The organism is Salirhabdus sp. Marseille-P4669 (assembly GCF_900240405.1).
Lineage (GTDB): Bacteria > Bacillota > Bacilli > Bacillales > Alkalibacillaceae > OEQK01.
On record NZ_OEQK01000001.1, the window covers coordinates 401161 to 427575 of the forward strand.

At 35.0% G+C, this 26415-nt stretch carries 18 protein-coding genes; 17 read left to right on the forward strand and 1 reads right to left on the reverse strand.

Annotated features, from left to right (window positions below; all coding sequences use genetic code 11):
* Positions 1–15: 15 nt before the first annotated feature.
* Positions 16–321: a DNA-directed RNA polymerase subunit beta gene (locus C1A05_RS01840; protein ID WP_102026465.1), complete on the forward strand. Its 306-nt coding sequence runs from the start codon at positions 16–18 to the stop codon at positions 319–321.
* Positions 322–396: 75 nt separating this feature from the next.
* Here C1A05_RS01840 and C1A05_RS17940 read toward each other — a convergent pair whose 3' ends face one another.
* Positions 397–537, reverse strand: coding sequence for a hypothetical protein (locus C1A05_RS17940; protein ID WP_159461964.1), 141 nt, complete (start codon positions 535–537; stop codon positions 397–399).
* Positions 538–1020: 483 nt separating this feature from the next.
* Between C1A05_RS17940 and fabZ the strand changes: the two genes are divergently transcribed.
* From fabZ to C1A05_RS01920, 16 genes are all read left to right on the forward strand, one after another.
* Positions 1021–1446, forward strand: a complete 426-nt coding sequence (gene fabZ / locus C1A05_RS01845) for a 3-hydroxyacyl-ACP dehydratase FabZ (RefSeq protein WP_102026466.1) — start codon at positions 1021–1023, stop codon at positions 1444–1446.
* A 150-nt stretch (positions 1447–1596) separates the two neighbouring features.
* The gene (locus tag C1A05_RS01850) at positions 1597–1995 is read left to right on the forward strand and encodes a hypothetical protein (RefSeq protein ID WP_102026467.1); all 399 of its coding nucleotides are present in this window, start codon (positions 1597–1599) and stop codon (positions 1993–1995) included.
* 267 nt (positions 1996–2262) lie between these two features.
* Entirely contained in the window at positions 2263–2772 is a 510-nt protein-coding gene (locus C1A05_RS01855) for a competence protein ComK (protein ID WP_102026468.1), read from the forward strand.
* A 735-nt stretch (positions 2773–3507) separates the two neighbouring features.
* Complete coding sequence (locus tag C1A05_RS01860; RefSeq protein WP_102026469.1) at positions 3508–4353, forward strand: efflux RND transporter periplasmic adaptor subunit; 846 nt, start codon at positions 3508–3510, stop codon at positions 4351–4353.
* Entirely contained in the window at positions 4354–7434 is a 3081-nt protein-coding gene (locus C1A05_RS01865) for an efflux RND transporter permease subunit (RefSeq protein WP_102026470.1), read from the forward strand. It begins immediately after the preceding gene.
* 94 nt (positions 7435–7528) lie between these two features.
* A complete protein-coding gene (locus C1A05_RS17945; protein WP_159461965.1) occupies positions 7529–10273 on the forward strand; it encodes a glycosyl hydrolase family 18 protein in 2745 nt (914 codons plus the stop codon).
* A gap of 43 nt (positions 10274–10316) precedes the next feature.
* Positions 10317–12875, forward strand: a complete 2559-nt coding sequence (locus C1A05_RS01875; protein ID WP_159461966.1) for a S8 family peptidase — start codon at positions 10317–10319, stop codon at positions 12873–12875.
* A 194-nt stretch (positions 12876–13069) separates the two neighbouring features.
* Positions 13070–14266: a glycosyltransferase family 4 protein gene (locus C1A05_RS01880; RefSeq protein WP_159461967.1), complete on the forward strand. Its 1197-nt coding sequence runs from the start codon at positions 13070–13072 to the stop codon at positions 14264–14266.
* A 15-nt stretch (positions 14267–14281) separates the two neighbouring features.
* Positions 14282–15562, forward strand: coding sequence for a glycosyltransferase (locus C1A05_RS01885; protein WP_441346755.1), 1281 nt, complete (start codon positions 14282–14284; stop codon positions 15560–15562).
* Positions 15563–15595: 33 nt separating this feature from the next.
* The gene (locus C1A05_RS01890; protein ID WP_102026473.1) at positions 15596–16852 is read left to right on the forward strand and encodes a nucleotide sugar dehydrogenase; all 1257 of its coding nucleotides are present in this window, start codon (positions 15596–15598) and stop codon (positions 16850–16852) included.
* 25 nt (positions 16853–16877) lie between these two features.
* A complete protein-coding gene (locus C1A05_RS01895; protein WP_102026474.1) occupies positions 16878–17702 on the forward strand; it encodes an ABC transporter permease in 825 nt (274 codons plus the stop codon).
* A gap of 12 nt (positions 17703–17714) precedes the next feature.
* Positions 17715–18623: an ABC transporter ATP-binding protein gene (locus tag C1A05_RS01900; protein WP_102026475.1), complete on the forward strand. Its 909-nt coding sequence runs from the start codon at positions 17715–17717 to the stop codon at positions 18621–18623.
* Positions 18624–18646: 23 nt separating this feature from the next.
* Entirely contained in the window at positions 18647–19537 is an 891-nt protein-coding gene (gene galU, locus C1A05_RS01905; protein WP_102026476.1) for a UTP--glucose-1-phosphate uridylyltransferase GalU, read from the forward strand.
* A 14-nt stretch (positions 19538–19551) separates the two neighbouring features.
* Positions 19552–21708, forward strand: coding sequence for a CgeB family protein (locus tag C1A05_RS01910; protein ID WP_102026477.1), 2157 nt, complete (start codon positions 19552–19554; stop codon positions 21706–21708).
* Positions 21709–21723: 15 nt separating this feature from the next.
* Positions 21724–23934: a glycosyltransferase family 4 protein gene (locus C1A05_RS01915; protein ID WP_102026478.1), complete on the forward strand. Its 2211-nt coding sequence runs from the start codon at positions 21724–21726 to the stop codon at positions 23932–23934.
* A 75-nt stretch (positions 23935–24009) separates the two neighbouring features.
* Positions 24010–26295, forward strand: coding sequence for an asparagine synthase-related protein (locus C1A05_RS01920; RefSeq protein ID WP_102026479.1), 2286 nt, complete (start codon positions 24010–24012; stop codon positions 26293–26295).
* The last annotated feature ends 120 nt before the right edge of the window (positions 26296–26415 follow it).

The following is a 26415-nucleotide window of genomic DNA, read 5'->3' on the forward strand; positions in this document are numbered from 1 at the left end:
AGGAGCCTTAACAATATGGTAACAGAAGAAAAAAAAGGCCAATCACGAACAAGAGAAGAAATGCGCGAACAAAAGAAGGCAGCCCAAAAAAAGGATAAACAAAAGAAAAAGGAACAAAAGCTCGAAAAGAAAATGAAAAAGTTCCGCAAACGGTTAGTCCCGATTTGGCTGCGCATTATTTTGGTGACGGTGTTTAGTGTTCTCGCATTATTTGCTGGCCTTATGATTGGTTATGGCATCATCGGCGATGGCAAACCAACCGACGTTTTCGACTGGTCCACTTGGCAACATATAGTTGATATTGTGAAGAAGGAACGATGAGACTTCCCCTGGGTGGGAGGTCTTTTTTTGTTGGTGGGGTTTTGATTACAGCTCTTATTGAATTCCATCTTTATATTATTGAATTAATGCCCCATTTAGCTGAATTCCACCCTGATTTTGTTGAATTAACCATCCATCTTGCTGAATTTCGCCCTGATTTTGTTGAATTAACCACCCATCTTGCTGAATTCTGCCCACATTCCATTGAATTAACATCTCATCCTGCTAAATTGGTTCATTCAATGTGGGTGGAGAATTCCATAAGATAACCGATAAATTCAATGATTTAAATGTATAATTCAACAAGATGAACGATTAATTCAATGATATCGTTAAATAATTCTACAAAATCAGCGAATAATTCAATAATGCGTAAGTGAAATTCATTAATATAAGCAACTAATTCAACATTTTATACGTGTTCAGCATAATTTTTCGATATGAGATGCTAATCCTAATGAATCCTTGAATAATTCGGCATAATATATGGTAAATTCAACAAGTGCGGGAACTAATTCAACAAGTGCGGGAACTAATTCAACAAGTGTAGCAACTAACTCATCAAGTGCAAAAACTAATTCAACAATACATACAGACTTTTTAACATCGATTCAACATAACCCCACATCACAAAATAGTACCACCTACTACTAAATTTTGATATAATAATGAAAATCCATATTGGGAGGCAATGTACATATGCTAGATATTAATGAAATTAAAAATATTATTCCACACCGTTACCCGTTTTTATTAGTGGATCGGATAGAAGAATTTGAAGAGGGGCAACGTGCTGTTGGGATAAAAAATGTAACGATTAATGAACCGTTTTTCCAGGGACATTTTCCTGATTATCCGGTAATGCCTGGAGTTTTGATTGTAGAGGCAATGGCGCAGGTTGGTGCTGCTGCTATTTTGCAAAAGGAAGAAAATAAGGGCAAAATTGGATTTCTAGCTGGAATTGATAAATGTCGTTTTAAACGTCAAGTAAAGCCAGGCGATCAACTGAAGCTAGAAGTGGAAATTGTGCGTGTCAAAGGGCCAATTGGAAAGGGAAAAGGCGTGGCAACCGTAAATGGTGAGCTTGCTTGTGAAGCGGAAATTACTTTTGCAATTGGTAATTAACTTTTACAAAATGATTACATAACAGTTCCTCCGACTGTGCAACCTACAGGATGAGAATGTTTTTCCGTTTAAATCGGAAACTTTTCAACATAAATTCCATTCTTTTGGGAAAAATAAACATGATAAATATCCACAAAGGAGGAAAGAGACATGAACAACAAATGGCTTTGGAAAATTGGGGCATCTGTAATGGCTCTCTCTCTAGTTGTAGGTTGTGCGAATGATGAAGGTGACGAAGAGGATCCAGTTCAAGAAGAAGCGCCGTTAGAAGAAGAGGCACCACTTGAAGATGATGGCGGTACAACAGATGATGGTGGCGCAACGGATGATGGCCTAATGGAAGACGAAGGCGACAATGCAACACCAGAACAGAATGATGGCACAGATGGTCAAGATCAAGGTGCAAATGGCGATGAAAACCTTGAGGAAAATGGCGGTGCTGGCACTGGTGAAGATGCAGGCACAGGTACTGACGATGCACAAAATGGTGCAGGTACAGATGAAAACAATGGTGATGATTTATTAGAAGAAGATGACGAAAATCAATAAAGGAAAAACCCGCATCATTTTGCGGGTTTTTTCTTTTGAAAAAAAGCTCCAACTGAATGAAAGTGGTCATTACTTGTTGAATTATTTCAAGATTTTGGTGGAATATTGCTTTTTACACGTGAAATATTCCCTATTTTGACGGATTTTATAACTAAATACCTATATTATTTTCAAAAAATACACAATTTTGTAAAAATAAGGGTATATTTCCCTAGTAAATTATAGTAAAATATGATTGTAGTAAAATAATAATATGGGAGGTTGCAGATGGTCATTTTAAAGGATTATAAAATTAATCGTAATACAATGGCACTTCTACACGTACCGAGCGCGGAATATCAAACAAGGATTTTGGAAAAGGACAAAGAAATCTATTGTACAAAAACATCAATGCAACTCATCAAAGAAGCCTGCATATCTGGGGGCTCCACTTACATCGGCAGAAAAAAGGCGATGGAAAAAATACTTCGTGTTAAATCAAAACTTCCAATCCCAATCAACCCAACGGAAGGGCTCTTCTTCTTTCCGAATATGTCACCCAAAGAACATAACTGCACTTGGATTTCATTCTTCAATATCAACGATTACAAAAAGTTCGGAAACGACATCACGAAAACAGAAGTCGTACTATCGGATAATCGCAAAATAATCGTAAATACATCCTTCATGTCCATGAACCGACAATTCGGCTTATGCGGTCTAGTTATCGCGCTCATGTATAAACGTGTGCTGTGGGATTATCCAAATACGGATTATGATGATTTCGATCGCTTTTAAATTTGAGACCCTCCACTGGTTGGTGGGGGTCTTTAATTCTGTCTGATTCTTTCTTGGTTTGAACGATTTCATTAGGGATTCTGCATGATTAATCAAGAACGTGGGCTGATTCGGTGGGAATTGTGATTTATTCTCATGGAGAAGTTAATAATTCAATTGAATATGTAATTAATTTCATTATAAATTCAATATTATTCATTAGAATTGCGCGGGAATCCTCCAAAATGTACCATTCATTCTTCAATGGGTGGCACGATTCCAATAAAATCTGCCATTAATCCTCCAAGATCGGGTGCAATTCCGATAGAATGTCCGATTAATTCCACAGTGCGGGGCAGAAATTAAATCTAAAAGTCATACAAACCTCCAACACGGCGCACGAATCCCGCAATAGGATAAAATAATCCTCCAACACGGCGTAGGAATTCGATAAAATTTCAAATTAATCCTCTAGCTCCGCGCGCGAATCCCGCAATAGGATAAAATAATCCTCCAACACGGCGTAGGAATTCCGCGCAATCTTATAATAATCCTCCAACACAATTCGTAAATCCCGCGAAACCCCATAATAATCCTCCAACTCCACCCAATAATCCCGCAAAACCCGACAACAATTCCCCGCCTCCTCCTAACAATTCCCCCAAACACCAAGATAATCCACTCCACCCCAGGTTGAATATACCAATTTTATCCTGTATTTTTATATCATAATGAACGGTAAAAGGAGCGGTTGTGATGAGGTGGCTGATGAAAATTGCAATGGGTGCGGTGATGGTTTTATCGGGTTGTAGTGATCAGGATGATGTGGAGCGGGCGGAGGAGCTTGTGATCCCTGTAGAGGTGGAGGCGGTTCGGGAGGGTGCGCTCACAACAGAAGAGACCTTTTATGGGAAAGTGAGTCCGAATCAAATGACGTCTATTATTCCGGTGACGGCGGGAGAAATTACGGAGCTAGCAGTGGCCAATGGGGATGAAGTGCAGACTGGGGATGTGATTGCGCGGATTAACCCTGGGAACGTTGTAGTGGAAGCGCCTCATGGTGGTACGATTCATCAATTGTCCATTCAGGAGGGGTCAAAAGTTTCCAATCAAAACCCAATTGGAGCGGTGATTGATTTGGACGATGTGAAGATTACGTTCCACGCAACTGCGGAGCAGCTCGATTTATTTAAAGAGGGCCAAGATATTAAAGTCACAGTCAAGGATAAAGCCAAAATGGCAACAGTTCACTATATAAGTGTCACACCGGATGATACGGGATTATATCCGATTGAAGCGTCGCTTTCGAATCCGAATCATGCGGTGAAACCAGGTATGATTGCAGAGGCGCAAATGAGCGTATCTGAAATAGATCATGCAATTATTGTGCCAACCGCTAGCGTTGTGGAAGAGAAGGACAATTCATATATTTTCATTATTGAAAACGACACTGCGAAAAGAATTCCAATCACTATTCTCCAAACACAGACGGAAAAGACAGCGATAGATGGGGATGTTCAGGCAGGGGATCAGGTCGTGACGAAGGGGCAATTCACGTTAGAAGACGGGGCACAGGTGGAAGTAATGAAGGAGGAAGGGTAAGTGAAGCTTGTAGATACTTCGGTACGCCGGCCAGTTGGCGTCATTATGATTGTTCTCTCCATATTAGCGCTTGGTTTTGTTTCGCTTCGAAATTTAACAATTGATTTGTATCCGAAAATCGACTTGCCGATTGCGGTTATTTCGACTACCTATGAAGGGGCGGCACCTCAAGAGGTAGAAGAGTTTGTATCGCGGCCGATTGAGTCTGCGGTTATTTCGATTGAAGGTATTGAATCCTTTCAATCTCGGTCGCAGCCGGGAGCGTCTCTTGTTGTGCTCCTGTTCAATACTGGTGCTGACCTGGATTCGGTTTTGCTGGAGGTTCGGGAAAAGGTAGACCAAGTTAAGGGGATGTTACCAGACTCTGCGGGAGAACCGAATGTGCTGCGCTTTGACCCGAACCAAATTCCTGTTTTGTGGGTTGGCTTAACTGGAGAGGACGCGAAAGAGCTGCAGAGCATTGCGGATAATCAGCTTGTCCCATACTTTGAACGCCAAGAAGGGGTTGCCTCAGTTCGTGTGGAGGGCGGCGTGTTGGAAGAGGTTCAGGTTACATTGCAGCAAGACAAGCTGTTGCAATATGACTTAACGACAAACCAAGTTATCCAGGCAATCGGCGCTTCCAATCAATCTGCTTCTGCTGGGGTGATTGATAAGGGGGATCAAAACCTTCAAATTCGTATCCCCGGAGAATTCGAAACGGTAACGGATATCAAAAATACCCTAATCCAAACCGAAACGGGAGCCGTAATAACAGTAGAGGATATTGCAGAAGTTGCGATTGTGGAAAAAGAACAAACCTCCTTATCCTATGTGAATGGGAAGCCATCCATTGTTTTATCTGTGTTGAAAAAGACGGAAGGAAACACGGTGGAGGTTGCGGATATGATGTATGACGCGGTGGAGGAGATGAAAAAGGACTTGCCTGAGGGTGTCGATTTGAGCATCGTATTTGATACCTCCACCTTCATTCGCATGTCTATCGATTCCGTCTTGCAGAATATGGTGATAGGGGCTATCTTTTCGGCACTGATTTTAATTTTGTTTTTAAATAGTGTGCGGGCGACACTTGTGATTGGGATCTCCATTCCGATTGCGATTATCTCCACCTTCACCCTAATGTATTTTACCGGGGAGACAGTGAATGTATTAACAATGGGTGGACTTGCGCTTGGAATTGGGATGATGGTCGACTCCTCCATCGTAATTTTAGAAAATATCGTTTCCTACAGGCAGCAAGGGTATTCCTTAAAAGAAGCGGCAAGGGTTGGAGCGTCCGAGCTTGCGCCTGCCGTAATCGCATCCACGACAACGACACTTGTAGTCTTCTTACCAATCGTTTTCGTAGAAGGAATCGCATCGGAGTTGTTCACGCCATTAGCGATGACCATATCCTTTGCACTGATTGCTTCCTTAATAGTTTCGGTAACGCTGGTTCCAATGCTTTCGTCCAAGCTATTAACGAAAATGGACAAAAAGAAAGGGCGGCGTTATTGGTTTGATCGATTTCTTGATAAAGTAAACAAAGGCTATAAACGGGTGCTAAGGTTTTGCTTGAAGCATCGAAAAACAACGGTGTTTGGAACATTAGGGGCAATTGGTCTTAGCCTTGCGTTAATCCCGATGATTGGCACGGAATTTATCCCGGCCTCTGATCAAGGCCAAATTGAGATTCGAGTGGAGACGCCATCAGGTACCAATTTACAGTCTACTGAACAAATCGTTGAAGAGGTTAACGAGGTACTTGCTAAATATGAAGATAATATCGAAACGAACTTTATCACAGTAGGTGGCGGAGGGTTTGGATTTACTTCCTCCTCTAATGAAGCGAGCTATAGGATGCAGCTCGTTCCAAAAGAGGAGCGGAGCATTTCGACTACGGAAATGGTCACAGCACTCAGCGGGGAGCTTAACAAAATCCCTGGTGCAGAAATAGAAGTCATCGACATGAGCTCAGGTCTTGGAATGGGATCTCCCGTACAAATACATGTAAACGGTCCTGACCATGAGGTGCTGACAGAGCTTGGGGAGCAGATTACGTATTTAATTGGAGATATTGAGGGGATCCACAATCCCACAACATCCGCAATGGAAGGGCAGCCCGAAGTGCATATTGTGATAAATCGTGAGCTTGCTCTTCAATATGGCTTAAGCTATCCACAAGTAATGAGTCAAGTACAGCTCGGCGTAAGTGGACAAATTGCATCCAGATTCCGAGCAGAAGGCAATGAAATCGACGTGCGTGTTGTATTACCAGAAGAAAAGCGAACGACAATTGAGGACATGGAGTCCCTCCCAATCGAAACACCAACTGGGGCATTGATTCCACTCTCCACAATAGCAGAATTAAAACAAGTACAAGGACCAGCAAGCCTTGCGAGAGAAAACCAACAACGCCAAATTAACGTAACAAGTGATATTGTGGACAGGGACTTGGGAAGTGTGATGGAGGAAGTGGAAGTAAAATTAGACCAGATTCGCTTTCCAGAAGGGTATTCCTATTCGATTGGTGGACAAGCAGAGGACATGATGGAATCCTTCACACAGCTCTCAATGGCGCTCTTATTTTCGATTTTCCTAGTGTATGCGGTGATGGCAGTCCAATTTGAAAACTTCCTGCATCCATTTGTCATCATGTTTTCCCTGCCAGCAACGGTTGTGGGAATTCTTCTTGGCTTATATGTCACCAATATGCCACTAAGCATTCCAGCGTTTATCGGGATCATCATGCTCGCAGGAATTGTAGTCAATAACGCCATCGTGCTCGTGGATTACATTAATATCTTAAGGCGGCGGGGACAATTACGAAGGGAAGCAATTCTGAATGCCGGTCCAAGTCGGTTGCGTCCAATCTTAATGACAACGCTGACTACGGTGCTTGCTATGATCCCGCTAGCGCTTGGCATTGGAGAAGGAGCGGAGGCTCAGCAACCACTGGCCATTGTGATTATTTTTGGACTGACGGTATCCAGTGCTTTTACATTGGTGCTTATTCCGGTGGTTTATACGTATTTGGATGATTTGAGTGGGAAGGTTGTTGGGTGGTTTGGAAATTATGATAAACGGAAAATGAAAAAGTAGCAATTGTTGGCTGCTTTTTTACTATCATCCTAAAGAATACTTGTTTAGTAAATGAAGAAAATAATCCATACAACTTGTAAAAAGGATGAGTTAGATGGAATATTTTAACGACATTAAAGTTAAAGAGGACAATGATGAGACTATAATTATTATTAACTTAAATAACCACCTTACTGAATTTTCTTCAGAGTTTTTAAATGTAAAAACTAATAGACATCAAGATCTAAACAAAGCGGCTAAGTCGTTAATTAAAAGGAAATTCCCTAGTTTAAAAAAAGCTACAGTAAAAATAATGCTTGGTACAATTTTGGTCTCCTCCTTTACGTTAAGTCCTATTCAAAATGCATTCGCACACGAAACGGATTTTAATATGTCCTATTTGTACTTTGGAGTTACTTCCACTTATTTAAAGCAAATTGAAAGTACGAGAGGGAATCTCAAAGTCGTTTCTCCAAGTTATTTTGACCTTAATGCGGACGGTTCTTTAAAACTCACAAGTCAATTCGACACATACTTTATTACGAGAATGCATCAACAAGGGATAAAAGTTGTCCCATTTTTAAGTAATCATTGGGACCGTACGTTGGGTAGAATAGCCCTAGAAAACAGAGAAGAATTATCCACAGAAATTGCAGGTATCATAGAAAAATATAACTTAGATGGCATCAATGTGGATATTGAAAATGTAACAGATGTAGATCGAGAAAACTATACTGACTTTGTCCGGCTTTTAAGAGAAAAGGTTCCTGCAAATAAAGAAGTTTCTGTTGCGGTTGCTGCTAATCCGAATGGGTGGTCTAAAGGTTGGCATGGATCTTATGATTATAATGAACTCGCAAAATATAGTGATTACTTGATGATAATGGCGTATGATGAAAGCTACCAAGGTGGTGAGGAGGGTCCTGTCGCCAGTTTGCCTTGGGTAAAAAGGAGTATTGAATATGCAATAAATCAAGGTGTATCAAAGGATAAGATTGTATTAGGTATCCCATTTTATGGACGATATTGGCAGGAAGGGAAAAGTTATGGTGGGTATGGAATTCCTAAGAATAGAATTGATGAAATGGTAAGTAAATATGAATCTACAATTGTATATGATGAGGCTGCTCAATCTCCAAAAGCTATTGTCAAAATAAAAGAAATAGATGAAACTTTTACTTATTCTGGGAATGTATTAGGTCCTGGTACTTATCATATTTGGTATGAGGATAGTAGATCTATTGAAGCAAAAGTGAACTTGGTTCATGAGTATGAGATTAAAGGGACAGGCAGTTGGAGTTTAGGTCAAGAAAGTCCTGATGTATGGTCAGATTATGGGGCTTGGCTGCTAGGTCATGGAGCAGAAACACCTGTGTATAACCCAGATAATAGTGATGAAGTTGCAACTACAACAGTATACACAGTGGCACCAGGAGATACTTTGACAAAAATAGCTCTAAATTATAAAACAACTGTAAGCTCCATAAAGTTACTAAATAATTTGAGCTCCGATACTATCTATGTTGGACAAAAGTTATATGTACCTACAATCATAGATAATGATAATACTATAACAACTGTAACCGAAGACTATTTTGAGGTCATTAGCGATAATACGCCAGTTTATGACAATAGGACAGGGGAACTAATACAAGTGGGAACTTTACAGAAGGGTCAAGTTTTCAAGAGAGTTAGTGATTATGGAAATTGGCATCGAATTGATTTTGGAGATAAATATGGATATGTTCATAAAAATGATACTATACAGAGTAGTCAATTAGAAGCTACAGGATTAAATAAAACGTTTAATGATAAGGAGACAATCTTTGAAGCAAAGGAAAACATTACAGTCTATGATAACAGTACCGGAGAATTAGTTCCTTTTGCGACCATTCTTAAAGGTAGTACATTTCCAATTGCGAGCGATTATGGAAATTGGTACCGTATTATTTTATCGGGTAAAGTTGGATATGTACACAAAAGTAATGTAGAAGTAGATATGAGTACGGTTCCTTTTGGGAAATATTTTGAAGTTACAGAAGTAGATTTGCCTGTCTATGATAACAAAACAGGTAAACTCATTCAAATCGGCAACCTGAAAAGAGGACAGGTGTATGAAAGAGTTAGCGATTATGGAAATTGGCATCGGATCGACTTTGGAGGAGTATATGGATATGTTCAAAAAAATGGTACCAAACCAAGTGAATCTGCTAAAATTACTGGTGGAAATAAGTACTTTGAAGATACAAATATAATTATTAAAACGAAAGAAAACGTAACTGTTTATGATAATAGTTCAGGTAAGTTAGTGCCTTTCGCAACACTTCTAAGGGGAGGGGAATTTCCAATAGTAAGCGATTATGGAAATTGGTATAGGATCGTATTATCAGGAAAAGTTGGTTATGTCCATAAGAATGAAGTGGAAGTAGATATCAATTCAATCCCCTATGACAAATATTTCAAGACAGTCCAAGATTTACCGGTTTATGATAACAGGACAGGTGAGCTTATCCAAATAGGATTGTTAAAAAAAGGTCAAGTATATGAAAGGGTTAGTGATTATGGAAATTGGCATCGGATCGACTTTGGAGGAGTATATGGATATGTTCATAAAAGTGGAACGATGCCGAGTGTGAAATCGGATATTATTGGTGAGAATAAGGTTTTTATGGATACTGACAATATATTTAAAGCAAAGGATAATATACCTGTATATGATAATAGTACAGGAAGACTAATTCCTATTGCTACTATCTTGAAAGGTGCAAGATACCCAATTGCGAGTGATTATGGAAATTGGTATCGTATAATTTTATCAGGAAAAGTGGGATATGTTCATAAGGATCATGTAGAAATCTAGTTGCGTATATAAAAATTTATATGGTGAAATGGGTGAAGCAACAATGAAAAAGTTGACATATCTACTAGCGGTTATCTTTATTCTAACTTCCTGTAATGTTGAGGGGGAAGATGATATTAGCAAAGAAAAACGAAACGGCGCTGAAAATCTTCTCTATGAGTATAAAACACAAGATAAAGTAGGAGAAGGTTTTGAAGAAAGGTCTAATGATGTTGAAAATATAGATGATGGAATGCAATCAGATCAAATCTCCCAGGACATGGATATTGTTGTTCCTGACGTTAACACAGATGAAGTAAAAGAAATCGAATTGCCCAAGAATCAATACTTAATTATATTTAAAAATGAAATAAATGAAGAATTAATTAAGAGTTTAAAAGGAGAAATTATAAATAGAATTGATTCCATCTCTATGGTTACTGCAAAAATGAGTCAGGACGGTATAGAAAAATTAAAAATCCATCCTGATATAGTCAGTATCGAGGAAGATCAAGTTGTAAAAGTGAAGGAGGAAGTAACAGATTGGGGCATCGGACAAGTGAATGCTTTAATGCCTTGGAATAGTAACTATAGTGGAAGAGGGGTTAAAATTGCAATTTTAGATACTGGTATTGATTTTAAACATGAGGATTTAGTGGTAAGGGATGGTGTATCTTTTGTCGATTATACGAACTCTTATATGGATGATAATGGTCACGGCACACATGTAGCAGGTATTATTTCGGCTCAGCACAATAGTCTTGGAATTAGAGGCGTTGCACCGAAATCAGACATTTATGCTGTTAAAGTACTCGATAGCAATGGGCATGGATATTTGTCTGATTTGATAATGGGTCTGAATTGGGCTTTAAACAATGACATGGATATCATAAATTTAAGTATAGGTATACAAGATGAATCATCAGTATTGGAACGGATGGTACAAACAGGTTACGATGATGGGGTAATTATTGTTGCAGCATCTGGAAATGATGGTTCAAGTAACGAAACACAAGATAATGTAGATATTCCTGCAAGATATCCAGGAACAATTGCTGTAGCGGCTGTAAATGAAAATAACGTACGCCCTAATTTTTCTTCTACCGGTAATGCTGTAGAAATTGCTGCTCCTGGTGTGAAAATATTAAGCACTTATTTAAATAATAAATATGCTGTTATGGATGGTACAAGTATGGCAAGTGCTTATGCTACAGCTACTATAGCTTTAATGAAGGAAGCATATCCAAATTTAAAAGCGAATGAAATTAGAACAATTTTGCAAAATGAAGCGGTAGATCTAGGGCCAAATGGAAGAGATAACGTATATGGCTATGGACTCATTCAAGCACCAGCAAAATATTTTACCGTAATAACAGAAAATGCTCCAGTTTATGATAATAGAACAGGCAAACTAATTGAAGTTGGACGCCTAGAAAAAGGACAAGTATACCCTCGTATTCAGGATTATGGTAACTGGAATAAAATCCAGTTTGGAGACATTTATGGTTACATTCATAAATCAAATGTAGAATTTGCGAGTGGTAGTGCGCTTCTAAACGAAAGTAGTAATAGGAATATAGAAAGAAATCTTACTGCTGCTATGGACATGCCAGTATATGATAATAGTTCTGGTCAGTTAATAAAATTTGCTGAAATAAAAAGTAATACTACCTATCCGATTACATCCGACTATGGGAACTGGCTTCGGATTATTGTTGCAAATCGAGTGGGTTACATCCATAAAAGTGGACTTCAAATCGAATTTTTTAATAGCGATAGATACTTTGAAGTAAAAGAAGACACTCCTATTTATGATAATCGAACCGGAAAATTAGTACAGGTAGGTTTATTGACGAAAGGGCAGGTTTTCCCGAGGATCAGTGACTATGGAAACTGGCATCGTATTCAGTTTGGTAACATTTATGGCTATGTACATGAAAATGCCACTATTCCGGTTAACAATCCAAAAATAAAAAATGAAAATAATAGGTTCAAAAACTCAGATCAACAATTTATTACAAAAGTTGATTCTCCTGTATTTGATAATAGTACAGGGAAACTAGTCCAATTTGCAGTGATTGAAAAAGGTAAAAATTATCCTATCGTTTCAGATTATGGAAATTGGTATAGGGTCTTAATATCAGATCGAGTGGGATATATTCATAAGAGTAATGTTACATTAGATATGAATACTGTTTCCTTCTCTGATTATTTTGAAGTTACAACGAATGAATTACCAGTATATGACAACAGCACGGGAAGTTTGGTTCAGATAGGGACTCTTACAAAAGGAGAAGTCTACAAAAGAATTAGCGATTATGGTAATTGGCATCGAATTCAATTTGGCAAAGGTTACGGGTATATTCATAAAAGTGGTACAAAGCCAGAGAGTTCTAACACGATTACAGGATTAAATGAAAATTATAAAAATTCTAATAGGATATTTACTACCACACAAAATTTACCGGTTTATGACAATAGTACTGGTCGATTAATTCAATTTGCTACTATATTAGAAAACAATCAGTATCCGGTTGTTAGTGATTATGGAAATTGGTACAGGATATTAGTATCTGGACGAGTTGGTTACGTGCACAAAAGTGGTTTAAAGACTAACTCATAGAGTAATAGATAAATATATAAAGCTAGCATAAATTATTGTTCTGCGGGGCAAACTATCAATATATAGTTTGCCTCTGTTATTAAAATGTAACATTTAATAAACTCTATGTAATTGCAATTAGTAAAATCTTGTCATAAAATCAATTAATGTAGTAGAATCTAGGAGGCATGCAGTCTAATATTGGGGAGTAAATGATGCAAAAACTATTAATTATTACACAAAATTTTTATCCTGTAATAGGTAGTGCTGGAAATCGAATGAAAAACATATTCGAACTACTATCGGAAAAGAATATAGATACGCATGTTTTAACGACAGAACCAGCTTACCCTAATAAAAACTTATATAAACAACGTATATTTTGGGATGAAGAAAATCTTAACAATAACGAGAAAATAATGCGCCTCCCAATTAAAACAAAAAAGTACGAAAATAGTATGCTAGGAAGGCTTAAATTTTATGGTGAAATAGCGTTATCCTTCACAAAAAAAATTTTTAAACTTAAAAAGGAAAAGTATGATTACATTTTAGTTAGCAGTCCACCAATTTTTATCGTTTTATCAGCATTTATAGCAAAAAAGTTATATAAAACAAAATTAATTTTGGAGGTAAGGGATCTCTGGCCGGATTCTCTTACAGGTGTAAGAAAGTTTAATAATAAATTTGTTCTTAAAATTTTCAAATTCTTAGAAAAGAAAATGTATAACAATGCGGATGCTATCATTATTAATAGCTTGGGATTTAAGGCACATATTTTGTCAAAACTTAAAGATAAAGAAAAAACAATTTTGTTTTTACCCAATGGAGCTAGAGCAAAAGAAATTGATAATATAATCAAAAAGGAAGACGATCATTTCCAAGTTGTTTACGCTGGAAATCTTGGATTGGCACAAGATACTGAAAAGTTACAAGAACTTGCAAAGAAATTAAACAATCACGATATTCATTTTGAGATAATTGGATATGGCGCAAGAGCAACAGAGTTTAAAGAGTTTATAGAAAAGAACAATTTGAAATATGTTAAGTTAAATAATCCGATGACAAGAAAAGAGACATTAAAAGTCATTTCCCAAAGTAATTGCGCAGTAGCTCTACTAAACGATGAGGAAGTTTTTTCAACAGTTTTACCTGGCAAAGTTATCGATTATATAACATGTAAAACACCAGTAATTGCAGCTGTCAAAGGTCAAGCAGCTAACTTGATTACCCAAAATAAAGTAGGGTATGTATTTGAAAATGAAGAAATTGGTCGAATTGTAGATAAAATTATCTATTTAAAAGAGAATATAGAAATAAGAAAGCAGTTAGAAGAAAATTGCGGTGAATTAATTAACGCACATTTTCTATGGGAAAAGAATATAGAAAAAATAATGCCCTTACTTAATGAATAGAAGAGGTTTTGGATTATGAAAAGAGTTGGAATGTTTGTTTGGAACCATTTTACCAATGACGCAAGAGTTCTAAGAGAATGTACGACTTTGTCGAAAAATGGTTATGATGTTGAATTAATATGTATCGACGATCCTAATGATCCGACAATTTCACGATATGAAGAATTAAATGATCATTTCAGGGTATTTCGGATGAAAAGATATCCTAGTTCGTTATTGTTTTTACAAAAATGTTACAGGTTTGCTGTTGGCCAAAAGTGGCCACTACTCCCAATATTATTTCTTTGGGGCTTTCTTGTATACTTTTTACCATGGGTTATAGTACCTTTAAGCATTTTAGTTATTTTATTATTAAAAACAAAGGTTCGTGTAGTATGGATTAGAGGGGCCTTAATACTAAGGATGATTATAAAAGGTCATCGAGGTAATTATGATATTTATCACTCCAATGATTTAAACACCTTACCACAGGGCTATATAAGTGCCAAATGGAGATTTAAGAAAAAACCATTAATATATGATTCGCATGAAGTTCAAACTAGTAGAACAGGATATGATAGTCCTTGGTACAAAAGATTTGAACAGTTTTTTATAAAAAGAATGGACAGTATGATTGTAGAAAATGATACTCGTGCAAAATATAATGAAGATTTATATGGATTCTATCCATATGTACTTCATAATTATCCATCTATTGAAATACAACAAACAGACGATAAGGTAAATCTGCACGAAATGTTAAAATTACCACCCAATGAAAAGATTTTACTTTATCAAGGTGGTATACAGGCTGGTAGAGGTCTTGAAAAGTTAATTGAAGCATATCCGCTGTTTAAAGAAGGTACTTTAGTTTTTATAGGTGACGGAAAAATTAAAGAAAAGCTTCAACATATGGTGAAAGAGAGAGGACTAGAAGAAGGAATCCGATTTATACCAAAGGTACCTGTCAGAGAACTACCTAAGTATACTAAAAATGCTTACCTTGGATTTCAAGTTTTAAATAACATTAATTTTAATCACTGGTCTGCATCTTCGAATAAATTATTTGAATACATGATGAGTGAAGTCCCTGTTGTCGCATGTAACTTTCCTGAAATTAAGCGAGCTGTTGAAGAAAGCGAAGTGGGAGTTACTATCGACCCTCACGATCCGAAGGAAATAGCAAAAGGTGTCAACTATTTGTTGGAAAACCCAGAAAAACGTGAATATTATAGTTCAAATTGCAAAAAAGCTCGAATGAAGTATAATTGGGACATAGAGCAAAATAATTTATTAGAAATTTACAGAAAATATTAATGCTCCATAAATTAAAGAAAGAAGGTTTTTATTGTGAAATTATGTACTATTGGATTAGGTTATATAGGTCTACCAACTTCGATTATGTTTGCGAGTCATGATGTAGATGTTGTTGGCGTAGATGTAAAAAAAGAAGCTGTTGAAATGTTGAATAATGGTAAAATTCATATAGAAGAGCCGGGCCTACAAGATGCGTTGGAATCCGTACTAAAAGTAGGTAAATTTAGAGCATCCTTAGAACCAGAAAAAGCTGACGTCTTTATCATCTCTGTTCCTACTCCGAACAAAAATGATGAGTATTTATCATGCGATTTATCTTTTGTGATGCAAGCAACAGAAAACATTATCCCTTATTTAGAAAAAGGTAATGTCGTAATTGTTGAATCGACAATTGCTCCAAGAACGATGGATGACCATGTAAAACCACGTCTTAAGGAAGCTGGATTTACGATTGGGGAAGATATTTACCTAGTGCATTGTCCAGAACGTGTATTACCTGGTCAAATAATGCATGAATTAATACACAACAACCGTATTGTTGGCGGAGTTACACCTGAGTGTACGGAAAAAGGCGCAGAAGTTTACAGTACTTTTGTTCAAGGCGAAATAATTAAAACGGATGCGAAAACAGCAGAAATGTCTAAACTTATGGAAAACACTTTCCGTGATGTGAATATTGCCTTAGCTAATGAATTAACTAAAGTATGTAATGAATTAGGTATTAATGCTTTAGAAGTAATTAATATGGCTAATAAACATCCTCGTGTTAACTTGCACACACCAGGACCAGGTGTAGGTGGACACTGTTTGGCTGTAGACCCATATTTTATTATTGCGAAAGCACCTGAACAGGCTAAGTTAATTAACCTTTCACGACAAATAAATAAATCTATGCCGGAGTATGTAATTGAAAATGTTGAAAAACTATTAGCAAAAAATGATGGTCAAAAGATTACTGTTTTTGGTTTGACATATAAAGGTAATGTTGATGATATTAGAGAAAGTCCTGCAATGGATATTTATGAACAACTAAATGCACGAGCGGAATATGACGTAGTGGCTTATGATCCACATGTTAAATTGAGTTTTGTTGAGCAAGACTTAGAAGCAGCATTATCTGGTTCTGACTTAGTGTTGGTATTAAGTGACCATAATGAATTTAAAGAATTATCGAGTGAATATTTTAATAAGATGAATGTTACTCAAATCTTTGACACAAAGAATGTAGTCAAAGAATACTCAGAGGATATTACTTATATAAACTTTGGTAACTTATATAAATTTGTATAAACATTAAAAAGGAAGTTACTCTAAAATGTTAAAATCATTGAGGCAAGTTATAAAAGAACAATTTGAGTATAGAGATTTGATATATCGAATGGCAACATTTGAAAACAAAGGAATGTACCAAATACATTATTTGGGATCTCTTTGGCAATTTTTAAATCCCGCTATACAGGTAGCCATATATTGGTTTGTATTCGGTACGATTAGGGGAGGAGCACCAGTTGATGGTACTCCTTTCTTCCTTTGGTTAATAATTGGGTTAATACCTTGGTTTTTTATTAGTCCATCTATTATTCAAGCATCAAATAGTATTTACCAGAAAGTTGGATTAGTTTCTAAAATGAACTTCCCAGTAAGTTTATTACCAACAATTCGAATAATTGGTAATAGTATTCAATTTCTGGTGATGTTAGTGATACTATTAGTTATTTGTATTTTTTACGGATTAGAACCTACGATTTATAACCTACAATTTATCTATTATTTATTTTGTTTGTATGCATTTTTATTTGCTTTTTCTTTACTAAGTTCTACTATTGCAACTTTAATACGAGATTATCAAATGGCTCTCCAATCCCTGATGAGAATGCTATTATATGTATCACCGATATTATGGAATACAAGTTTAATCACTGAAAGCTTCACTAAGTACGGTCCTTTAATTGAAAATATTCTAAAGTTAAATCCCTTATTTTATATAATTGAGGGATTTAGAGATTCTATTCTAGGTGGAGGTTGGTTTTTTGAAGATTTAATTTATATGGGGTATTTTTGGACGTTAACATTTGCATTTTTGTATTTTGGGGCAAAAGTCCATATGAAATTCCGAAAGAACTTCATGGAATATATGTAAGGAGCTTTAATTATGAAAACGAAAGTAAGTTTTAAAAATGTTTATAAATCTTTTGAACTCCATGCAAAAAAATCCGAAAAAATATTAAACTTATTTGCCATGTCCAAAAAGAAAGGCAAGGAATTTTTAGCTCTAAGAGAAGTTTCCTTTGAAATACATGAAGGTGAGACAATGGGAATAGTGGGTTTAAATGGTTCGGGTAAATCAACTGTTTCTAATATTCTTGCTGGTGTTATTCAACCTACCAGAGGAAGTGTGAAAATTAATGGAGAAACATCATTAATTGCAATATCCGCGGGGTTGAATGGGAGTTTAACGGGAATGGAGAATATTGAATTAAAATGTATGATGCACGGATTGTCAAAGGAGAAAATTAAAGAGGTTACTCCTGATATAATTGATTTTGCAGATATTGGGCAATATATACATCAACCGGTGAAAGATTATTCAAGTGGAATGAAATCACGTCTTGGATTTGCTATATCAGTTCATACAGATCCGGATATTTTAATTATAGATGAGGCATTATCCGTAGGTGATTCAACATTTGCACAAAAGTGTTTAAATAAAATGGAAGATTTCAAAAAGCAAGGAAAGACGATTGTTTTTATCAGCCATTCTGCTAGTCAAATGAAAGAATTCTGTGACAGAGTCATTTGGTTGCATTATGGAGAAGTGAAAGAAATGGGAGATTCAACTGAGGTTGTTGAAAATTATCAAGCATTTACTCAGTGGTTTAATAAATTATCAAATAAGGATAAACTGGCTCATAAAAATGAAATGTTGGGCAAACAAGTAAGCCACCATGTTGAAAAAAGTCCCAAAAGAAATCGTATTAAGTTGAGCTTGAATTTATTTAAAAACATAATAGTGTTGATACCTGTAATTGTCATGGGGATTTTACTCCTTACAAATTATTAAATTGCTACAAAGGATGAATAAAAATGGAAATAACAAAAGCGATAATACCTGCTGCGGGACTCGGTACGAGATTCCTTCCAGCAACAAAAGCACAACCAAAGGAAATGCTACCAATAGTAGACAAACCAACGATTCAATATATAGTTGAGGAAGCGGTTCAATCAGGTATAAAAGACATTATCATTATTAGCGGTCGGGGAAAAAGAGCTATAGAGGATCATTTTGATAAATCTTATGAACTTGAAGAGGTTCTAGCATCTAAAAGGAAGGCGGAGCTTCTTGAACAAGTCCAAGAAATTTCACAATTAGCAAATATACACTATATTAGACAGAAAGAACCATTAGGATTAGGTCATGCTATTCTTTGTGCTAAAAGTTTTGTTGGTAATGAACCTTTTGGGGTATTACTTGGAGATGATATCATGTTTAATTCCAACAAAACTCCCGCCTTAAGACAGTTGATAAATAGTTACAAATATGTAGAAGCTCCTATAGTAGGTGTAAAACCAGTAGAGACTTCTGAGACTGATAAATATGGAATTATTGATATCAAATCTAGTGAAAAAATAGATGGCTACGAGTTAATGCGTTTGAACGGCTTGATTGAAAAACCATCAGCTGAAGAAGCCCCATCAAATTATGCAATTATGGGTAGATATATATTAACACCAGACGTATTTGATGTTTTAGAAAGCATAGAGCCAGGTACTGGTGGTGAATATCAGCTTACAGATGCACTACATAAAATCAATCAAACTTCTTCTATTTTTGGTTTGAATATGGAAGGCGAAAGATATGATGTAGGAAATAAATACGGTTTTATAGAAGCTACAATTGAAATGGCTTTAAAAAGAAATGATTTAAAAGAGGATGTTTTAGAATTATTACGTAAAAAAGTTAGGAAATATGAGTAAAAGGAGGGATTATTATGGAAAGTGAAAAAACATTACAGACTGTATTAGAACGTATCGATAATTTACATAAGAAGTTAGATCATATTGATCCATTAATTACTTTGCAAAACAGAGAAGAAATATTACAGTTTTTAATTAATGAAAGATCTAAATTAAATAAAGAACTGGTTCTTACAAAGCACAACGAAAAAGAACTTTTAGAGAGAGTTCAGAAATATGAAAGAATCGTTCAAAAAGCTTTAACTGAAAGAGAAAAAAATATTAACTATTTACAAAATAGGGTCACTGTACTTGAACAGTCCTTTCCTTTGTATGTGTCTAAACGTTTAAAGAAAGGTGTTAGTAAGCCTACAAGTTTACCAAAAGAATTATTTAATGTAACAAAGGCTGTAGGCGGTGCATTCAAAAGAAAAGTAACAAAGAAAAAAAGAAAATATAATAAAAGTAAAGTCAAACTGCCATTTAGTATGAGTGAAGTACCTTCACTTTCCGACAAGTTTATTGTCGATAAGGAAAAATTCATTAACAAAAAAGTTAATGAGTTATTTTTAATGGGTCTCTATAATAATCCTAAAAATCTTAAAGAGTTAAGAATTGCATGTATTTTAGATGATTTTTCTTATCAAGCATTTAAATATGATGCAAATCTAATTAGTTTTAAGCCAGAGAATTGGTTTGAAGTTTTAAAGACGGAATTACCACACATGTTACTTGTAGAATCAGCTTGGCAGGGTAACGGAGGGGCTTGGCAATATAAGATTGCAAAATACAACATAGATCAGGGATCAGAATTAGATGAGTTATTAAAGTGGTGCAAGCAAAATAATATTCCGACTATTTTTTGGAATAAAGAGGATCCAATTCACTTTGAACGTTTTATAGATACTGCAAGTAAGTTTGATTTTATTTATACATCGGACGAGAACTGTGTAGAAAGATATAAAGAGGTAACAGGTAATGATAATGTATTCTCACTATCTTTTGCAGCACAACCTAAAATTCATAACCCTATAAAAGTTCCAAATTATAAAGAAAATAATATATGCTTTGCGGGTTCCTATTATGCGAACCGTCATGAGCAACGCAGAATAGAACAAGAGAAAATGTTAGAAGCTTCACAAAGGTACGGTTTAGTCATTTTTGATCGAAACTTTAGTAAAGACAATGTTAATCCACATATGCAATATCCAGAGAAATTTCATGAAAATATAAAAGGATCACTTCCATATACAGAACTAGTTAATGCATATAAACAATATAAATTATTCTTAAATGTAAATTCCGTAAAAAATTCACCTACAATGTTTTCTAGAAGAGTTTATGAGCTTCTTGCATGTGGAACTTCGGTCTTAAGCACAGATTCAGTTGGAATAGAAAAGCTTTTTGGTGATATTATTCCTCAAGTGCATGAAAACGACGATAATGAAGAGATCATTGGTAAAATTATTAATGATAATGCTTTGAGAAAGAAAAACGAACTTAAAGGAATACGCACAGTATTAAATAACCACACATATGCCCATAGATTATACAAAGTTGCGACTAGTGCAGGATTTAAGATCGAGAAACCTTATAATATAAATGTTTTAATTATGGGGAAAGTTCATACAGCTGATGAAGCGAAAAAAATAAAAGATTCTTTTAATAACCAAAAATATGTTAATAAAAATCTTTTATTAATTAATTTTTCGAATGAGGTTATAACTGAAGAATCCAATGTTTCTATTATTAATGCGTATGAAGATAATGATGATTTATTTTCAAAAGAGGATTTAAAGAACTTCTCGGAAAAATACGATGTTGTGGGAAGAATGAGCCAGGAACATTATTATGGGCAAAACTTTATTACAGATATAGTTAATGGATATAAATATTCCGAAGCAGATGTTATTGGTAAAGGGTCATATTTTACTATAGAGAATAATGTTGTTAAAACTAATGAAGAAAATTTGCAATATGTATATACAGATTCTCTTGTCGATGATGCTTTCCTAGTCAAACTAGATGTTCTTAACGGTTTCGGTATTAAATTAAATGATATTTTAAACAAAAAATATATACTCAAAGATTTAAGTCAATTTGGACTTCGCCTCTTCTCAATAGACATTTTCAATTTTGTAAGAGGTACAAATAATGATACTGTTTTTAACAAAGAGGATGTAGATCTATAGAGAGGGGGTTCCCCTTTGGAACGGACAGGTTTAAATGTATTAGTATACGGAGATGTAAACGCAAATATTATTGATGGATCATCCATATGGCTAACATCTATTTCAGAAACTTTAGCGCAATATAAGGATATAACGGTTAATGTTTTATTAAAGTATCCAATTATGAGAAAGACTGTTATTAACAACCTTTTTGAATATGACAATATTAATATAATTGATCCATATACAGATGAAAGCATAAAACAAAATAATAAATTAAAGAAAAAACTAACCAAGTTTTTGTCTTACACTATAGCTGCAGAGACTATAGATTTCTTAGATAGTATTAATAATTATGATTTAATTATCATTAGAGGCTATAATCTGTCGAAAGAAATCTCTCAGGTCTATAAAGTTTCGCATAAGACTGTATATTACATTACGGATTTTCCTCAGCAAGAGGAAGATGTAACAAAAGAAGACATAATTTATTTAACAACTATGTATCAAAACAGTGCTGCGCTAGCAGGTCAAACCAAGGAGTTAATAAATTATTTTAAGGACATCTTAGGTGTGGAGGAAGATGGTAAGTTTTTATATTTACCTCCTATGATTCCTAATAACAAACTTGGCGATTATAATTTTACAAATAGAAGTAATACATTGATATATGCCGGTAAATTTTCCCCGCTATGGAAAGTCCCTGATATGTTCAAAATAACAAATAAGATAAATGGTATTAATCTTAAATTTGTTGTTATAGGAGACAAATTTCATAATTATCCATATCAATATAATTATCGATATAATGTGGAAAGAGTCTTGACAGAATCGAATAGAGTACAGTGGAAAAAGGGACTTACTAGGAAAGAAGTGCAAGAAGAAATTCAAAGAAGTGATCTAGGCGTTTCGTGGCGTCATGAAGCATTAGATGATAGTAAAGAGCTTTCTACAAAGGTGTTGGAATTTGGTATTAATGGTAAACCCGTAATTTTTAATCGGAATTCACTTCATGAAAGCATTTATGGACAAGATTATCCATTGTATGCTAATACAGAAGAAGAATTTGAAGAAAAGGTTAAGTTAGCTTTTGCTGATAACGGAGTTTATAAAAAAGCAGCAGAAACTGTTAATAGAGTAAGTGAAAATCACACTTTTGAAAAAGTAGCAGAATACTTAATTCCAAAGCTAAAAAATATCGCGAATGAAGTAGAGAGTTTTAAGCATATTGAGGATCGATATTTTGATAAAGTTCACTTATTATTCGCTGGACATGATTTAAAATTTGCAAAAATGTTAATTGATTATTTTACAGCCCATAAAGATTATATTGTGAAAATTGATCAATGGAATGGACATAACTCCCATGATGAGCAACACAGTTTAGAATGTTTAGATTGGGCTGATGTGGTAGTTGCTGAGTGGGGCTTAGGGAATGCAGTTTGGTATTCAAATCGATTAAGGAAAGACCAAAAAATGATTATTAGAATGCACCTACAAGAAAAAAATACTGAATACCCCAAAGAAACAAAATGGTCTTCTGTTGATCAAATTGTATTTATTGCTCAAGGTATCAAAAACGACATATTTGAGGAATTTCCATTTATCCCTGAACATAAAGCAACAATTATTGAGAATCTAGTAGACACAGAATTATTAGATAAACCCAAATTACCGGATTCAAAATTTAATTTAGGTATGCAGGGGATATGTCCTAGCAGAAAAAGATTAGATTTAGCAATAGATATATTTGAAAAACTATGGAAACAGGATAATAGATATAAGCTATATGTAAAGGGCAAGCTACCTAATGAATATAATTGGCTCTGGGCTAGAACTGCTGAACGTGAATATTATACTGAAATTTTCACAAAGATTAATTCGAGTCCATGGAAAAACTCTGTAATCTTTGAAGGTTGGGGAGACATTAGTGAATGGTATCAAAAAATAAATTTTGTTTTATCCCCAAGTGATTTTGAAAGTTTTCATCTAGCAGTTGCAGAAGGGATGGCTGCTAGAACAATTCCAGTTATTAGAGACTGGGATGGATCCAAATATATTTATGAGGATAAATATATTTATCACGAAACAGATGAGGCTGTTGATTTAATTATCAAGCTAAATTCGTTATCAGTTGAAGAGCAAGCTAAATGGAGAGAAGATGCAAGAGAATTTATTGTAAATAACTATGAGAAATATAAACTGTGTGATAAATGGGACCAGCTAATAAAGGGAATTGTTAGTTAATTGTAGAATTAAAACAAAGAAGGTATTCGGTATACGGATACCTTCTATACTATTGAAGCAAGGAGATTACAACTTATGCATACTTATCTTGGTATACATTGCAAAAGAAATGTAATTCTAAATGATTTGTTTAAAGAAAAGATAGAGAGGACTGCGGCAACAATATTAGGAGTGGAACAGTCAAAAGCAATCTGGGAATCTGCAAATAAAGATATACTTATAGCATATTGGACAAATGAGCCTACTGAGAATTTTGTGTATGATACAACTGCGGCATTTGCTTTATCCGGTTATGCAAGTAGCCCTGTTAGCGAAGTTTTCCATAAACTTCAAAGTTCCTCTAATGCTGAAAAGAATAATAACCTCTTTTCTAATTTAAACGGTTTATTTACAGGTGTTTTTGCAAATAGTAATGGGAATTATATGCAGGGTTGGAACACAATCACAAGGGTAGAACCATTATATTGGGCAGAAAATGAAAAATACTTTTTTATAAGTAATAGGGCTTTATTGTTACACCTTGTTGAAAGTGACAGGAATACACCTGATTATGAAATAAAAAACCTTGTTCCATTTATACATAACGGTTACCATAATTCAGATTTAACGCCTTATAGGAATGTTAATGTTCTAGCTCCCAATTCAACAGTCATTTCTACGCCTGATAAAACAATTACTAAGGTTATTGACGATATAAATAGTAATTCATTTGTATTTAATCAGCCATCCGACGAATTGTATGATCAGATTACGAGAGAATTTATTAATGGTTTTAAGGTAATTTTAGATCAGGGTTTAGCAATAAATGCGGCAATAACTGGGGGAAAAGATAGCCGTTTAAGTGTAGCTGCTTTAAGCTATTTAAATGCAAATTTTAAAACCTATACACACGGATACGATGAGCATCCAGATGTTATTGTAGGTAAAAGAATAGCTAATGAACTTGGTTTGGAACACTATGTCACACGGCCTTCAGCTGAGGCGGACAAATCGGATGTAGTAGTACAGGATATATTAAAAAGGGCGACAAATATTCTTAGTCTAACAGATGGAATGTTGACAGCTTACGAAAATGTAACCGGTAGTTATACATTTAATCCAGAAAAGGTGATTCTAGGTGGCCATGGTGGTGAACATTTAAGAGGTGGTTATAATAGAATTGTCACCCGACATGATCATAAAGGTTTAGAAACATTGCTATTTGAAAAACTAAACCCTTATAAGAAATTTATGAATAAAGAATTCCAAAATTATTATGAACAGGATTTAAATGAGTGGCTGGAAATGTCTAACCAAATACCACCCGAAGATATTATGACAAGATATTTTGTTACATATAGAACGGGTAGATGGTCATCCGCAGCTCGTACAGGTTTCAATTATAATTATTACCTGTATCAACCATTTTTTGACTCTAGATTAAATAAAATTTTGTCAAAAGTCCCTTCCAAGTTTTTACTAAATGACGAGGTCATCTATAATATTTTATTAAGGATAGCACCCAGTCTTGTAGATGTACCATTTTATGCGGATCGATGGAAATTTGAATCGAATGGTCCAATATCCGGTAGTGAAAAGCAGTGGGAGAAACGTGCACCAATTACTGCAAAACAACAATCAAAAGGTTCCTTTAATTGGAGGAGAGCAACCTTAACAGATATGAAAGATGCCATGATGGAAGAAATCTTTAGCAGTACAAATGACCGCTTATTTCATATAGTGGATAAAAATGAAGTTGAATTAGTGTTTAGTAGCGATAGGTATATTAACAAACCGGAAATTGATATTCTTGTTTGGAATTTATACACTGTATCTCTGCTTTTGTCTAATAAATGGATAGGTGAAAACGACCTTTCAAGAAAAGTTGAAATTAATCTACCAGCTACCAAAATTGTATCTAAAAGAAATATCAACTTCATTGATTTCAACATGCAAACTTCAAACAAGGAAATATCAATGAAAGTAAAGAAAAATAAATTATTAATTAGATACAAGAACAATTTTGGCGAAAACAATCTTTATATACAAACGATAGGTGGAAAGTTCACAGAGCCACCTAAAAATAAATATGAAGAATTAACTTCTTTGGGTAATTTCAAGGAATACAAAGTTATTTTTGATGCTACTTCAAGAAATGAAAAACAAAAGATAGTATTATTTTTTATGTGTTACGATAAGGAAAAGCGTATATACAACAAATCGATACCATTTGTGTTTTCAACCAAAAGCAAGCAATACACTTGTCAGTTTAAGCCGCCAAAAGAAGCAGCAAATTTTAAAATAGCAATAAAAGTTATACCGATAAATGGTTCAAAGGGTGAAATAAAACTAGAAAATATGAGCATATATTCTTTAGTCTAGTTAGTATTCTATTAAAGATTCTTTATCGGAGAAGTTAATGCCGAAAAAGAATCTTTTTAAATTACTTAATACATTTTATATGCATTCCCCTCAAAATTCCAATAGAGAAAACAATTCCTT